Origin of the sequence: Shewanella benthica KT99 (assembly GCF_000172075.1) — a bacterium.
Taxonomy (GTDB): domain Bacteria; phylum Pseudomonadota; class Gammaproteobacteria; order Enterobacterales; family Shewanellaceae; genus Shewanella; species Shewanella benthica_A.
Genome location: NZ_ABIC01000008.1, coordinates 1 through 14824 on the forward strand (window position 1 = coordinate 1; position 14824 = coordinate 14824).

The 14824-nt window shown below is 47.4% G+C and carries 10 protein-coding genes and 1 riboswitch; of the genes, 5 read left to right on the forward strand and 5 right to left on the reverse strand.

From position 1 onward, the window contains the following. Positions 1–859: 859 nt before the first annotated feature. Entirely contained in the window at positions 860–4741 is a 3882-nt protein-coding gene (gene purL, locus KT99_RS05060) for a phosphoribosylformylglycinamidine synthase (protein WP_005497677.1), read from the reverse strand. Between the two features lie 313 nt (positions 4742–5054). Here purL and mltF point away from each other — a divergent pair, with 313 nt between their 5' ends. Further along, complete coding sequence (mltF, locus tag KT99_RS05065) at positions 5055–6491, forward strand: membrane-bound lytic murein transglycosylase MltF (protein ID WP_005497679.1); 1437 nt, start codon at positions 5055–5057, stop codon at positions 6489–6491. A 225-nt stretch (positions 6492–6716) separates the two neighbouring features. Here the strand turns inward: mltF and tadA are convergent, their stop codons facing one another. The 3 genes from tadA to guaB all read right to left on the reverse strand — a co-directional run bounded on the left by tadA (position 6717) and on the right by guaB (position 10585). Beyond that, positions 6717–7286: a tRNA adenosine(34) deaminase TadA gene (gene tadA / locus KT99_RS05070; protein ID WP_005497680.1), complete on the reverse strand. Its 570-nt coding sequence runs from the start codon at positions 7284–7286 to the stop codon at positions 6717–6719. A gap of 106 nt (positions 7287–7392) precedes the next feature. After that, a complete protein-coding gene (gene guaA, locus KT99_RS05075; protein WP_005497682.1) occupies positions 7393–8970 on the reverse strand; it encodes a glutamine-hydrolyzing GMP synthase in 1578 nt (525 codons plus the stop codon). Between the two features lie 142 nt (positions 8971–9112). Continuing rightward, positions 9113–10585, reverse strand: a complete 1473-nt coding sequence (guaB, locus tag KT99_RS05080; RefSeq protein ID WP_005497683.1) for an IMP dehydrogenase — start codon at positions 10583–10585, stop codon at positions 9113–9115. A 118-nt stretch (positions 10586–10703) separates the two neighbouring features. Between guaB and xseA the strand changes: the two genes are divergently transcribed. Together xseA and KT99_RS21930 are read left to right on the forward strand one after the other, a co-directional pair. Continuing rightward, a complete protein-coding gene (xseA, locus tag KT99_RS05085) occupies positions 10704–12032 on the forward strand; it encodes an exodeoxyribonuclease VII large subunit (RefSeq protein WP_005497687.1) in 1329 nt (442 codons plus the stop codon). Positions 12033–12380: 348 nt separating this feature from the next. Continuing rightward, complete coding sequence (locus tag KT99_RS21930; protein WP_157752181.1) at positions 12381–12542, forward strand: hypothetical protein; 162 nt, start codon at positions 12381–12383, stop codon at positions 12540–12542. A gap of 147 nt (positions 12543–12689) precedes the next feature. Here the strand turns inward: KT99_RS21930 and KT99_RS05090 are convergent, their stop codons facing one another. Continuing rightward, complete coding sequence (locus tag KT99_RS05090) at positions 12690–13007, reverse strand: heavy metal-binding domain-containing protein (RefSeq protein WP_005497689.1); 318 nt, start codon at positions 13005–13007, stop codon at positions 12690–12692. 561 nt (positions 13008–13568) lie between these two features. Beyond that, positions 13569–13670, forward strand: a riboswitch (TPP riboswitch). Positions 13671–13742: 72 nt separating this feature from the next. Here KT99_RS05090 and thiD point away from each other — a divergent pair. Then, a complete protein-coding gene (thiD, locus tag KT99_RS05095; RefSeq protein WP_040571633.1) occupies positions 13743–14594 on the forward strand; it encodes a bifunctional hydroxymethylpyrimidine kinase/phosphomethylpyrimidine kinase in 852 nt (283 codons plus the stop codon). Then, positions 14584–14796: an ATP-binding cassette domain-containing protein gene (locus tag KT99_RS22670; protein WP_005497692.1), complete on the forward strand. Its 213-nt coding sequence runs from the start codon at positions 14584–14586 to the stop codon at positions 14794–14796. Before thiD ends, KT99_RS22670 begins: the two co-directional genes overlap by 11 nt. Positions 14797–14824 lie beyond the last annotated feature (28 nt).

Here is a 14824-nt window from a genome sequence, read left to right on the forward strand (position 1 = left end):
CAAGTTAGGTATGTGTTAGGCACATCCCTCGGATATAACAAGAATTTTCCTCTACACAAATTTCAAAATCACCCGAATAAAATCAATGTAAACAGGCGAAACATCAAATATATTAAACGCACGATTGCAAGATAAACACCTAACACACTGTTATTATAGCAACTAACACCAAACACACTATTGTATCAAGAGTTTACTTGTAATATTAATTAGTTTTAGTAATGACTAACTATAATTTTTCTCGTTTGATGATTAATCCATACAGGAATAATATACGGCTTGTGCTCAGGAGCGACTAATGTGATCCGGTGAAGTAGCCCGGCCTAGTCAAACTCCGCTCACATAACCCTTTAACTGTGTGGAGATACCATTATGAAAAAATTCTTGAATCGTTTAGCAAACAACTATAAGCGTGTTTTTGTTGAACTTTATACTGCTAGAGAACGTTAAACTTCCACTAGACTAGACAGGTTTATTTGAAGTTTTGTTAGCGCAAAACGGCCACCTAGCTGATTCAGCTAGGTGGCTTTTTCATATCTAAGCCTTTCAAAATCCCCTGATTGCACAGTTCATCTAAAGCCTAATCAAGCAAACACTTATATGCTGGTTGAGTCTATTACTCATCGCTAGCGCTCCAATTACACTCTTGCCAATAGATCTACAGCTAACTGTGTATTTATCACGGTTTAGTACCCCCTAACTCTCTAATGTAATCCTAACTCTCTATTTAATAGGGAATAAAATATAACTATTTTCTCTAAAAAAAAGAGCTCCAAAATTTTCGATGCTCTTTTTCAGCAGATTTGCTGCAGTTGAAGTTAAAAAACCAAGCCAAGTTTAGATCTGGCTCAATATCAATTTAACCCAATTTTACTCGCGCGTTTCTGAACATTCTCATCCAAGGACTGTCTTCTCCCCATGAATCGGGATGCCATGAGTTTGCCACGGTTCTAAACACACGCTCAGGATGTGGCATCATGATGGTCACACGACCATCTGTGCTACATATTCCCGATAGTGCATTCGGCGAGCCGTTAGGATTCTGCGGGTACTTAGTGGCGATCTCGCCTTGACCATTCACATATCTCAGCGCTATGGTGCCAGAGGCTTCGGCTAATGCCATGGCTTCAGGCGATGCAAACTCGACACGGCCTTCTCCATGTGATACTGCGATAGGCATACGCGAGCCTTGCATCCCTTCGAAGAAGATTGAAGGGTTCTTCTGTATCTCCACTAAGCTGACACGAGCCTCGAAACGCTCGGAGCGGTTACGTACAAAACGTGGCCAATGCTCGGTGCCAGGAATGATCTCTTTCAACGTAGATAACATCTGACAACCATTACATACCCCCAGAGAGAAACTGTCTTCACGCTCGAAGAACTGAGTAAACTGCTCACGGGCACGGGTATTAAACAAGATTGATTTAGCCCAACCTTCACCAGCACCCAGCACGTCACCATAAGAGAAGCCGCCACAAGCCGCTAAGCCCTGGAACTCATCTAAAGTTACCCGACCACTGAGGATGTCACTCATGTGAACATCACGACTCTCAAAACCTGCTCTGTCGAAGGCCGCAGCCATCTCCAGATGCGAGTTAACCCCTTGTTCACGCAAGATAGCCATCTTAGGTGCAGCACCTTTCAAGATAAACGGCGCGGCAACATCTTGGCTTGGGTCGAATTTAAGATCCACAGTCAAGCCAGACTCACTTGCATCATGCTTAAGCTTGAACTCTTCATCGGCACACTCAGGGTTATCCCGCAGTGATTGCATCTGATGCGTGGTCTCGGCCCAGATAGTCCTTAGCTCGGTACGAGACTCGACCAGTATTGCTCTGTCACCATCATTGATGGTTATAGTATCGTCAGCCGTTAAGCTGCCAATAACGTGACAGGCAACGCCCGCTGCATTGAACTTAGCAATGATGGCTTCACTTTGTGCGCAGCTAACCTGAATGACACCACCAAGCTCCTCATTAAAGAGTCGCTCTATATCGGTGCCGTCAACATCGGCAAGGTCGATATTAAGACCTGTGTTGCCCGCAAACGCCATCTCAACCAAGGTGGTAAATAAACCTCCATCACTGCGATCGTGATAGGCAATAACATCACGCTGCGCGACTAGTGGCTGTATCACCTCGAAGAAGCCACGCAGCAAACTCGAGTCTTGCAGATCCGGCGCACTATCGCCAAGCACACTATATACTTGCGCAAGACATGAACCACCGAGGCGGTTATTACCGGCACTCAAGTCAATCAATAACAGCTCAGTGTCACCTTTATCGCTGCGCAGCTCTGGCGTGACTGTGTTGCGGATATCCTGTACTGCACCGAACGCGGTAATGACCAGTGACATAGGAGAGGTCACCGACTTATCGACGCCCTGATCTTGCCATGCTGTCTTCATCGACATCGAGTCTTTACCGACGGGAATGGTCAAATCAAGCTCAGGACACAGCTCCTCGCCGATGGCTTTAACGGCTTCATAGAGGCCAGCATCTTCACCCGGGTGACCCGCAGCAGACATCCAGTTGGCAGACAACTTGATACGCTTGAATGAACCGATATCGGTACCGGCTATGTTCATGATTGCTTCGGCAACGGCCATACGTGCCGAGGCGCCAAAGTCCAGCAGTGCCAGCGGGGTACGCTCACCCAGAGACATGGCTTCACCAGTATATGAATCGAAACTCGCGGCCGTCACGGCGCAATCGGCAACGGGTACCTGCCAAGGGCCCACCATCTGATCGCGGTTAACCAGACCGGTCACACTTCTATCACCGATAGTGATAAGGAAGGTCTTCTCGGCAACAGTTGGAAGTCTGAGTATGCGCCGAACAGCACCTTTAATATCAATCTTACTCTGATCGACTGCAGGTGACTCGGCTTTGGCACTGACCACATCACGGCTCATCTTAGGTGCTTTGCCTAATAACAGCTCCAGTGGCAGATCGATTGGCTTATCATCAAAATGCGCATCACTCAGTGATAAGTGACGCTCTTGTGTTGCCACACCGACCACAGCAAAAGGCGCACGTTCGCGTTCACATATAGCAATGAAGGTATCGAGATCCTCTGGTGCGACGGACATCACATAACGCTCTTGGGACTCGTTACACCAGATCTCAAGCGGGCTCATGCCTGGCTCATCCGATGGCACATCTCTTAATTCGAACTTGCCACCACGTTCGCCATCGTTCACCAGCTCAGGGAATGCATTAGACAAACCACCCGCGCCCACATCGTGGATAAATTGGATCGGGTTGTTATCACCCATCTGCCAACAACGGTCGATCACTTCCTGACAACGACGCTCCATCTCAGGGTTTTCACGCTGCACCGAAGCGAAATCGAGATCTTCGTTTGACTCACCGGATGTCATCGAAGAGGCTGCGCCGCCTCCGAGTCCGATATTCATCGCCGGACCACCCAGTACAATCAGCTTAGCGCCGACGGTGATCTCACCTTTCTGTACATGCTCGCCACGAATATTGCCCAGACCACCGGCAAGCATGATCGGCTTATGATAGCCGCGCACTTCGACGCCGTTATGGCTGCTGACTTCCTGCTCATAGGTACGGAAATAACCTAACAGTGCCGGACGACCAAATTCATTGTTAAATGCCGCGCCGCCCAATGGGCCTTCGGTCATGATATCCAGCGCCGTGACAATCCGCTCAGGTTTGCCGTAATCGGCTTCCCAGGGCTGAACGAAACCCGGGATCTTAAGGTTAGATACGCTAAAACCCGTTAAACCGGCTTTTGGCTTAGAACCACGACCGGTCGCACCTTCATCACGGATCTCACCACCAGAACCCGTTGCGGCACCCGAGTATGGGCTGATCGCCGTTGGATGGTTATGGGTTTCGACCTTCATCAGGATATGCATCGGCTCGGTGTGGTAACTATATACACCATCATCTTCCGGGAAGAAGCGACCCGCGGTATAGCCTTCCATCACGGCGGAGTTATCTTTGTAAGCAGAAAGCACACCATCCGGAGTAACGGCGAAGGTATTCTTAATCATCTTGAACAAGGATTTTGGCTGAACTTCACCATCGATGGTCCAATCTGCATTGAAGATTTTATGCCGACAATGTTCAGAGTTTGCCTGAGCAAACATCATCAGCTCGACATCATTTGGGTTACGGCCCAACTTAACGAAGTTTTCGACTAAATAATCGATCTCATCGTTGGCTAAGGCTAGACCAAGCTGTGTGTTGGCAAGCTCAAGCGCACTGCGGCCTTCACCTAAAATGTCGACGCTCTTGACGACTGCCGGCTCGGTGCGCACAAAAAGCACCGCCGCCTGTTCGAAGCCTGCAAGGATGACTTCGACCATGCGGTCATGCAAGAGTGCTGTCAGTAATTGCTCTTGCTCGGTCGTTAGCACATCAAATTCTACATAGTAAGCAATACCACGCTCTAATCGCTTAACTTTATTGAGACCACAGTTATGGGCAATATCGGTAGCCTTAGAAGACCAAGGAGAAATTGTACCTGGCCGTGGTGTGACAAAATGAAGTGTTCCTTGTGGCGCATGGGCTTCGATGGCCGGGCCATAGGTGAGGAGTTTTGCAAGTTGCTGGGTCTCGTTCTCGTTAAGAGACTCAGTTAAATCGGCTAAATGTATGTACTCAGCATAGATGCCAGAAACAGGAAGCGCAGCGATTTTACAAGCTTCCATTAACTTTTGCACTCTAAACGCTGATAAAGCTGGGGCTCCGCGGATGATCTCCATCACGTCATTTCACCTTATATATTATAATTGCAGGGTCAGAACTGGCGACATTATAGGGAAAGATGACCCACAAAGCACCCGTAGTGTCTGGCGAAAACAGTGTTCTGTGTAACGAAAAATAGCCTTGTATAAATTTTGTTCCTAGCCGACTCGAAAACGAGAATTAATCGAAAATTTCACTCATAATATTAACTAACACTTCGCCACGGCATGATTACTTTTTGTACAAAAATGCTGTTTTTATTCGGTTCGCGAGCAATATGATATAATTGCCTGCTATGTCTACGACAATAACTAGATGATTTAGCGATAAATGAAAAAAATTCTGTTTGTTTTACTTACACTTACTCTACTGGCAGCCTGCCAGAGAGTGGCTGTCGAACAAACTGAAGTGATGCCCGAGCCTGTAGCTAAAACACAATTAAATGTTGGTACTCTCTATGGTCCACAAATCTTCGTTACCACAGGACAAGGTGAAGCTGGTTTCGATTATGAGATGGCTGCACTTTTCGCCGATTTTCTAGAGCTCGATTTAGAGATGAAACCTTACCCCAACATAGGTGAGCTTTACACTGCACTCGATAATGGTGAAATCGACTTTATTGCGGCAGGTCTTGCGGACACACAGACTCGACGGGAAAAGTTTCGTCTGGGCCCGCCTCTCTACCGTGTAGATCAAGTTTTAGTTTATAAGCAAGGCACAAGAGTGCCCAAAGATATCTCCCAATTAAAAGAAAACATCACGGTCATCACAGATTCTTCCTTCGTGGAAACCCTGTCGCAACTGCAGAAAATGTACCCGGATCTCCTCTGGGATCAAGAAAAAAATAGAGACAGCGCAGAGTTGATGGGCATGATTGCCAGGGGCGAGATAACCTATACCATAGCCGACTCGACCACCTTCGATATCAACCGCCGATTTATGCCAGAACTCCGCGCCGGTCCCACATTGAAGGAAAGACAAGCCATAGTCTGGTTACTGCCCCCAAATCAAAGTGATCAGTTGATGAGTGATCTGTTAACCTTCTGGCACCAAGAGAAACGCAACGGCACTCTGGCACATCTCAACGAAAAATATTTTGCCCATGTGAAGCGCTTCGATTATGTCGATACTCGTGCATTTCTGCGAGCCATCGACAATAAGCTGCCGAGATACAAAGAAAAATTCCAATTTTATGCCGGGGGTATAGATTGGCGTAAACTTGCCGCGACCGCTTATCAGGAGTCTCACTGGAACCCTAATGCTCGCTCTCCCACAGGGGTCCGCGGGCTGATGATGTTAACCTTGCCTACGGCAAAGCAGGTAGGGATCGACAATAGGCTGGATCCAGAACAGAGCATCAAGGGAGGCGCTAAATACCTCAATGATATTTTAAAGCGCTTACCTGAGTCCATTCCGGAAAATCAACGTATGTGGTTTGCCTTAGCATCCTATAATATCGGCTACGGACATGTGGAAGATGCGCGTAAGCTCGCCGAGTCTATGGGGCTCAACCCCAGTGCATGGAGAGATCTGAAAAAAGTGCTTCCATTATTACAGAAACGTAAATACTATGAGCGTACCCGATATGGTTATGCTCGCGGCAACGAGGCAGTCCATTATGTTGACAGCATTCGCCGCTACTATGACACCTTAGTCTGGGTAGATAATCAGATGATAGAAGATGAGAAAGCCAGAGCCGAAGAGACTCAACTAGTCGAGCTTTCTAATAAAAATAATAGTGAACTAGCGGGTACACCACCTCAGTAAGCTGACACAAAATAATCGGCATACCTATGCTTTCAGTAGTACCAATGGATTTAACGGAAATATAATGAAAAAATCAAAAATGAAGTTTAGCTCTACCCGACGAAGAACACAGCAAAAAGCCAAACATTTGCGCACCCTAAGCCGCCAGAAAATGTTCTTCGCGTTTATCACACCGGCGGAATAGCAAAGGGGTTTGTCGTTATTTAAACAGACAAACACCTAAGTTCAGTCATGTAGAATCTGCTTTTCAGCCTCAAGCCTTTTCTCTAGCAGCCTCTGTTCCTTCTTCTCTTTGCGTCGACGCCTGAAGAACTGACTCAGCTGTGCACTGCATTCATCGGCTAACACTCCGTCACTGACTTGCAGCTGATGATTAAATGCCGGGTGTCTCACCAGATCGATAACCGTTCCTGCCGCCCCCGTCTTGTCATCTTTTGCCCCGAAGACGAGACGTTCAATACGAGAATGAACCATAGCGCCGGCGCACATAGCGCACGGTTCCAGAGTGACATAAAGAGTGGTGTTCAGTAGGCGATAATTCTCGATCACCTTTCCAGCCTGACGCAAGCACTGCATCTCGGCATGAGCGGAAGGGTCATGTAATCCAATACAATAATTGAACCCCGCACTGACTAGCTCACCATCTTTGATTAATACGGCCCCAACAGGCACCTCACCTACGGCTTCGGCTTTACGGGCCATCTCCATCGCCATCGACATGAAGTGTTTATCTAACGCTAATTGTGAAGCGTTTTCATCAGGCTGCTCTTGGGACTCTTTTTTCTGCTCAGACAAGGGATATTCCAGTTCTATTAACGTCCTTTCTCAAGGAACAAAAAAGGCGCCGAAGCGCCCTTGTTATTTTACACTTAAGTCTAGTTAAGTATCTGTTAAGCGCTGATTATTCCCATTCAATAGTCGCAGGCGGCTTACCCGAAATATCGTAAACGACTCGTGAGATACCATCGATTTCATTGATGATACGGTTAGACACCAGGCCTAAGAAGTCGTAGGGAAGATGCGCCCAATTTGCCGTCATAAAGTCGATGGTTTCCACTGCACGCAATGAAACCACCCAGTCATATTTACGGCCATCGCCCATCACGCCAACAGAGCGTACTGGTAGGAACACAGTAAATGCCTGGCTGACCTTGTTATAAAGATCGGCTTTATGCAGTTCTTCGATGAAGATAGCATCGGCAAGACGTAGCAGATCACAGAACTCTTTCTTCACTTCACCAAGTACGCGCACACCCAGACCCGGTCCAGGAAATGGGTGACGGTAAAGCATGTCGTATGGCAGACCTAACTCAAGACCTATCTTACGCACTTCATCTTTAAACAGTTCACGCAGTGGCTCAACAAGGCCTAGCTCCATATCATCAGGCAATCCGCCGACGTTATGGTGTGACTTGATCACATGGGCTTTCCCCGTGGCGCTACCGGCAGACTCGATGACATCGGGATAGATGGTGCCCTGGGCCAACCATTTAGCGTTGGCACATTTCTTCGACTCTTCATCGAAAATCTCGACAAATACACGGCCGATGATCTTACGCTTAGCTTCGGGATCGGCCTCACCTTTCATGGCATCGAGGAAACGATTTTCGGCAGTCACATGAACTATTTTCAGTCCGAAATGGTCGCCAAACATGTCCATCACTTGCTCGGCTTCATTGAGACGCAGCAGACCGTTATCGACAAACACACAAGTCAGCTTGTCGCCGATAGCACGGTGCAGCAACATGGCAACCACCGATGAGTCGACGCCACCAGACAGACCTAAGATAACTTCATCATCACCTATCTGTTGCTTAAGCTTAGCTATCGCATCTTCAATGATAGAAGTAGACTTCCAGTTTGCTTCACACTGACAGATATCTAATGCGAAGTGCTCAAGTATACGCTTGCCCTGACGGGTATGCGTCACTTCAGGGTGAAACTGCACGCCGTAAAACTTTTTCTCTTCGTTTGCCATGGCTGCAAAAGGACAAGTCTCTGTCTTGGCAACGCTGACGAATCCTGCAGGGATTTCAGACACTTTATCGCCGTGGCTCATCCACACATCGAGCAGTGGCTTGCCAATGTCACTGACAGCGTCTTCTATGCTGTTAAACAGAGGCGAATCGATTTGAACTTCTACCTGAGCGTAACCAAATTCACCTTCGCCTACGCCTTGAATAACCTTGCCACCGAGCTGCTCAGACATGGTCTGCATGCCGTAGCAGATCCCAAGTACAGGAACGCCGGCATTGAAGACGTATTCGGGTGCACGGGGTGAACCTTCAGCAGTCACGCTCTCAGGGCCACCGGCCAGGATAATACCGTTTGGAGCAAAACCTTTGATCTGCTCTTCACTCACATCCCAGGCCCATAGCTCACAGTAAACGCCTATCTCACGAATACGGCGGGCGATGAGTTGCGTGTACTGAGATCCAAAATCTAAGATCAGTATCTTATGCTCATGAATATTGTTCATGGGGAACCTTATTTGTTTATCTAATTTTCGGTATCAATCTTAATTTAACGCTAGTCATGTGAACTAAGATCGGCATAAATGGGGATCTTTAAAATAGGCGGCTCAATGCCGCCCATTTTTAAACAATTGTTAGCCAGCTAAATTATGAACCTGGGCTGTAGTTCGGTGCTTCTTTGCTGATGGTCACATCATGTACATGAGACTCACCCATGCCGGCCGAGGTGATTTTCACAAACTCGGCTTTGTCATTCAGCTCTTTGATCGTGGCACAGCCTGTCAGGCCCATGCATGAACGTAGACCACCCATATACTGGTGAATGATCTCTTTAAGCTTGCCCTTATAGGCAACGCGGCCTTCGATACCTTCCGGCACTAACTTATCGGCAGCATTGTCACTCTGGAAGTAACGATCCGATGAACCTTGTGTTTGGTTCATGGCGCCCAGAGAACCCATGCCTCGATATGACTTATAGGTACGGCCATTGTGTAGTTCAGTCTCGCCCGGCGCCTCATCGGTGCCGGCAAACATGGAACCGGCCATGATACATGAAGCACCAGCGGCTAAGGCTTTGGCCAGATCTCCAGAGAAACGGATACCGCCATCGGCAATGACCGGAATATTTAAATGCTTAATGGCCTCGGCAGCATCGGAAACGGCGGTGATCTGAGGCACACCCACACCGGTAACGATACGAGTCGTACAGATAGAACCAGGGCCGATACCGACCTTGACAGCGTTAACACCGGCTTCAACCAGCGCCAGTGCGCCTTCGGCGGTTGCCACGTTGCCACCGACAATCTGTAAATCAGGATATTTAGCACGAGTATCACGAATACGCTGAAGTACACCTTCAGAATGACCATGTGATGAATCGATGAGCAGAACGTCGACGCCGGCAATAACCAAGGCATCGACACGCTGTTCGTTACCTGGACCGGCACCGACGGCAGCGCCAACGCGCAGGCGACCTAGCTCATCTTTACAGGCGTTGGGTTTTTGCTCGGCTTTTTGGAAATCTTTTACTGTGATAAGACCCTTGAGCTTAAAATTACCATCTACAACCAGCACTTTCTCGATTCGATGAGAGTGCATCAATTTTTGCACTTCATCCAGTTGAGTGCCTTCAACGACGGTGACCAGACGATCTTTAGGTGTCATCACCTGAGCGACGGTACGGCTCCAGTCGGTGATAAAGCGCACGTCACGCCCTGTGATGATACCGACAAGTTCATTGGCATCGTTGACAACCGGGTAACCGGCGAAGCCATTCTTCAGGGTCAAAACCTTAAGATCGGCCAAGGTAGTTGTTGGAGTCACGGTCACAGGCTGTTGCACGATACCGGCTTCGTAAATCTTAACTCTACGGACTTCTTCGGCTTGTTGCTCAATCGTCATGTTTTTATGAATAAAACCTAGACCTCCTTCTTGTGCAATGGCAATAGCCAAACGAGCTTCAGTCACGGTATCCATGGCTGCAGAGACTATAGGAGTGTTGAGTTCTATTGTATTAGTTAGACGAGTCTTGAGAACGGCGGTATTAGGGAGTACGGTCGAGTGTGCAGGAACCAGTAACACATCATCAAAAGTGAGTGCTTCTTTCTTTAAACGTAGCATGGCAACATCTCCCAAACAGAGTGATTTTCGAGTGAAATATTGCGGCGAGATTATACCTTGCATATTGGCCTCGGTAAATGGAAAATAGTAAAAAAGTACAGTTAACCACTAAATCCCTATGAAAATGCCAAAAAATAATGTTTATACCGTTTCACGCCTCAACGGTGAAGTTCGTCAACTTCTGGAAGGCGAGCTGGGTAAAATATGGCTCAATGCCGAGATTTCAAATTTCGCCGCGCCGGGATCGGGACACTGGTACCTGACCCTCAAAGATAACCAGGCCCAGATTCGCTGTGCCATGTTCAAGGGCCGCAACCGCTCGGTGACCTTCAAGCCAATTAATGGCCAGCAAGTACTGGTTAAAGGTTCCATCAGTGTCTATGAACCCAGGGGCGACTACCAACTCATCATACAATCCATGCTTCCCGCCGGCGATGGCCTGCTAGCGCAGCAATATGAAGCGCTGAAGATCAAGCTGGCGGCGGAAGGTTTATTTGCAGCGGACACCAAACGCCCTATCCCATCCAATATTCAGAAGATAGGCGTCATCACCTCGGCCACGGGAGCAGCCCTCAAGGATGTACTCCATGTGTTAGCCAGACGTGATCCCTCTATCGAAGTGGTGATCTACCCGACCCAAGTACAGGGGGAGCCTGCTGTTCAGCAAATTTGTAACGCCATCGCTATGGCGAATGCCAGACAGGAAGTCGATGTACTCTTGCTGACCCGAGGCGGTGGTTCCCTCGAAGACCTCTGGTGTTTCAACAGTGAAGAACTTGCTCATGAAATTTACAATAGTGCTTTACCGCTGGTATCCGCTATAGGTCATGAAATAGATACCAGCATCAGTGATTATGTCGCCGATATGCGAGCCCCCACACCCTCCGCAGGCGCCGAGCTACTCTCTAAAGATACCGAAAATAAGCGGGAAAAACTCGAACTGTTTATTTCAAGGCTCAGACAGAGCTGGCAACATTATCAGCTAAAAACCAACAGCCGCATGAGCACCTTAACCCATCGCTTGCAACGGCAAGATCCCAACCGCCGCCTGCAGCAATACGGCCAGAGTTTCGATGAGATGCAATTTCGGCTCGATGCCGCTATCGACAAGAAACTTACCAGTCTGGCACTTAAACAGCAGCAACTGAGCCATCGTTTAAATCAGCAATCACCAGTCAATAAACTGCAATTAGAGAGCCAGAGACTGAGCTATTTAACCTCAAGGCTCAAAGACTCCATCAAAGAGAAATTAGCCAGCAGCGAGCAAAGCTTAAGCGTCAGTGCCCATCAGTTACAGACAGTGAGCCCGTTAGCCACACTCAGTCGAGGTTACAGCATCACTCAATATTCAAATGGCAAGGTGCTACTGAATGCCTCAGACGTTAGCGTCGGGGATATGCTAACGACTCGATTACTCGAGGGAGAGGTGCAATCAAAAGTGATTTAATAACTTGTCGGATAACAAGTTACTGAAATATCTGTCGTGGGTTCATTTAGCTTAACGGGTACTTGCTAGCGTACTGAGTACCCTAGCTTCATGGTTATCTATCACCTGCCGTGGGTGCTATACAGGATGTACGAATGTCGTGATCACATGGTCAGAGATGTTCCCTACATCCCAAGACATTTCCCATATCCCTATGGGTCAGATGTGAATGAACGACCTTAAGTGCAAACACTTCTGTGACACGGTGAATATGGCGTAGCCATGTGCCTATGAACGAGAAGCATGGAAGCTGAACTGGCCTTTAGATAGGATATCATTCAAGCACACTAACCTCCATGGACGGAGGAAATGCCAAATTTTGTATGGAACAAAATTGGCCCTGTGACCTTCGACAGCAAAGATGCTGTCGAAGGTCACAGCCGCGTTCACACCTGTTGTTGTTTCGAGAAAGTTGCTTCTTCGATTTCAGTTTTACTGGCTAATAACTCATTTCTGGACATAGCGAGTTAAAGTCGAAGCTCTGAAATGACTATCGGCATTTGGGAATGTATGGCAATCTGATATGCATTAACATCCAAACTATGAGCACGAAATTGTTTGTTGAAAGGCCGAGAAATAAAAACAGAAAACTGTTTTTTGTCATTATTTATTAGTTTGTTATGTTCTCAGTTTAACTGCTGTACCAAACACCATTATTTCACAAGCACCTTCCATAATCGCACTAGTGGTAAACCGTACCCCAATGACGGCGTCGGCACCTTTTTGATTAGCATTTTCAACCAAACGTTGAACTGCAATATCTCTAGCATCCGTTAGCATTTCTGTGTAGCCTCTAATTTCGCCACCTACTAGACTTTTTAAACCTGCCATAATGTCACGTCCAATGTGTTTCGATTGAACTACATTACCAGTAACGACACCTAATATTTCGACTATTTCTCTTCCGGGAATGGTTTCTGTGGTTGAATAAATCATAAAACTTCCTTGAGAACGCCCGCTAATATTGTGAACCATGTGCTGGCGGGCGATTGACTCAGCAAATTTATCTCTGCAAATACTCGCTCTGGTACATCGATGAAATTTTCATAAGGAAACCTTGGGTGATGGAAATACCAATTCCATTAAATTTATGATCAATTCAGAGCTCTCTCAGGGCTTTTAATTCACGGCGCATTGTTGAGGAAATGGTTATTCCCTTTTAAGTCAATGTAACACAGACGTGGAAGCACTGAGAGGCTCACGCAGTGCGGCTGATGTTTAAAGAAAATGGCAAAGCCCTTTATGCTAGGTTGAATGTTCTCGATATACGACTGCATGGTCTATTTTGTTCCATACAAAATAAGACCTTGCCTACAGTGCTATGAACTCCCGCTTCAGTTAAATCTAGAGCCTGCGGCGATACCGTAAATGGATTTACAAATACCATGATGACATGGTAAACATTTTTAATGTAAATTTAGGCTTTAAACCTCAAAAAGATCGCATTACCAAGATTGACATATTGCTCTTTTAACCAAACTTGTTATCCTTGGCGCGTATGTATAGTCGGGGGGCCTGAACAGGCTGAGATCGCAATTTGTGAGACCCGTTGAACCTGATTCAGTTAATACTGGCGTAGGGAACTATGAGTCTTGCTAGCGATGATTTACTCTCCACTTCTCCGCAATCATTAGCTCGATAAGTTCCAGTGCGTCAGCTCTAGGAACATTTATGTCTAATTTTATTTCCCCCTCTAGTACGCATTTATCGACGACACCCATAGTGCTAACGATCGCCGGGTCCGATAGTGGCGGAGGCGCGGGTATTCAGGCTGATATCAAAACAATCTCAGCGACCGGCGGCTATGCCTGTTCGGTGATCACCGCAATTACCGCGCAAAACACCTTAGGTGTATCTGCCATTTTCCCTATTCCCCTCGAGCATGTAGAGAAGCAACTCGATGCAGTTTTTAGTGATTTGCACGTGGTTGCCGTAAAGATCGGTATGCTGGCAGATAGCGATATTATTAACGTCGTCGCGGCAAAAATAAGACAGTATCGTCCTAAGTTTGTAGTGCTTGATCCGGTAATGGTAGCGACCAGTGGCGATTTATTGTTGAAACAGTCGGCGATCGACACGCTTAAATCTGCATTACTGCCACTTGCCGACTTGATCACCCCCAACCTCCCCGAAGGTGCGGCACTGATCGATGCCGAAATACCGAGTGATGAAAATTCGATGAATTTGATGCTTGATAAACTGCGCCAACTCGATGTTAATGCAGTATTACTCAAGGGCGGTCACTTAGAGCAAGCCGAAACCAGCAATGATTTGCTGGTATTCGCGGATCGGGTAACCCATTTCAATGCCAAACGCATCGACACCAACAACACCCACGGTACGGGATGTACCTTGTCGGCGGCCATCGCATCGTATCTGGCTCAGGGACATGATATGTTGCAGGCGGTTAAACTGGCTAAGCAATATACTTCTCTGGCTATCGCCCACGCCGATGAATTACAGATTGGCCACGGCCATGGCCCAGTCAATCATTTCTTTACCGGCCATGCCGATGTCCGTTGATTCACCCAGCCATAAACCGGCTATTGGGATGGTGATATCGGCCGGTTCTTTGCGTTATCTCCATAGCACTGCGGCCACACTCGAGGGGATCAATATGACCTTCCCCGCCGGGCAGTGGACCTGTATTTTAGGGCGTAGTGGCTGTGGTAAAACGTCACTACTGCGTTATTTGGCCGGTTTACTCGATCGACAAGTGGACTGATCAGGGACATTAAGCCTCACTCCTTCCC

What these genes read in the sequence shown, in the direction of transcription:
- purL (WP_005497677.1), bottom strand. Translation starts at nt 4,741, where the DNA reads ATGGAGATCATCCGCGGAGCCCCAGCTTTATCAGCGTTTAGAGTGCAA.
- mltF (WP_005497679.1), top strand. Translation starts at nt 5,055, where the DNA reads ATGAAAAAAATTCTGTTTGTTTTACTTACACTTACTCTACTGGCAGCC.
- guaA (WP_005497682.1), bottom strand. Translation starts at nt 8,970, where the DNA reads ATGAACAATATTCATGAGCATAAGATACTGATCTTAGATTTTGGATCT.
- guaB (WP_005497683.1), bottom strand. Translation starts at nt 10,585, where the DNA reads ATGCTACGTTTAAAGAAAGAAGCACTCACTTTTGATGATGTGTTACTG.
- xseA (WP_005497687.1), top strand. Translation starts at nt 10,704, where the DNA reads ATGAAAATGCCAAAAAATAATGTTTATACCGTTTCACGCCTCAACGGT.
- KT99_RS21930 (WP_157752181.1), top strand. Translation starts at nt 12,381, where the DNA reads ATGCCAAATTTTGTATGGAACAAAATTGGCCCTGTGACCTTCGACAGC.
- KT99_RS05090 (WP_005497689.1), bottom strand. Translation starts at nt 13,007, where the DNA reads ATGATTTATTCAACCACAGAAACCATTCCCGGAAGAGAAATAGTCGAA.
- thiD (WP_040571633.1), top strand. Translation starts at nt 13,743, where the DNA reads ATGTCTAATTTTATTTCCCCCTCTAGTACGCATTTATCGACGACACCC.
- KT99_RS22670 (WP_005497692.1), top strand. Translation starts at nt 14,584, where the DNA reads ATGTCCGTTGATTCACCCAGCCATAAACCGGCTATTGGGATGGTGATA.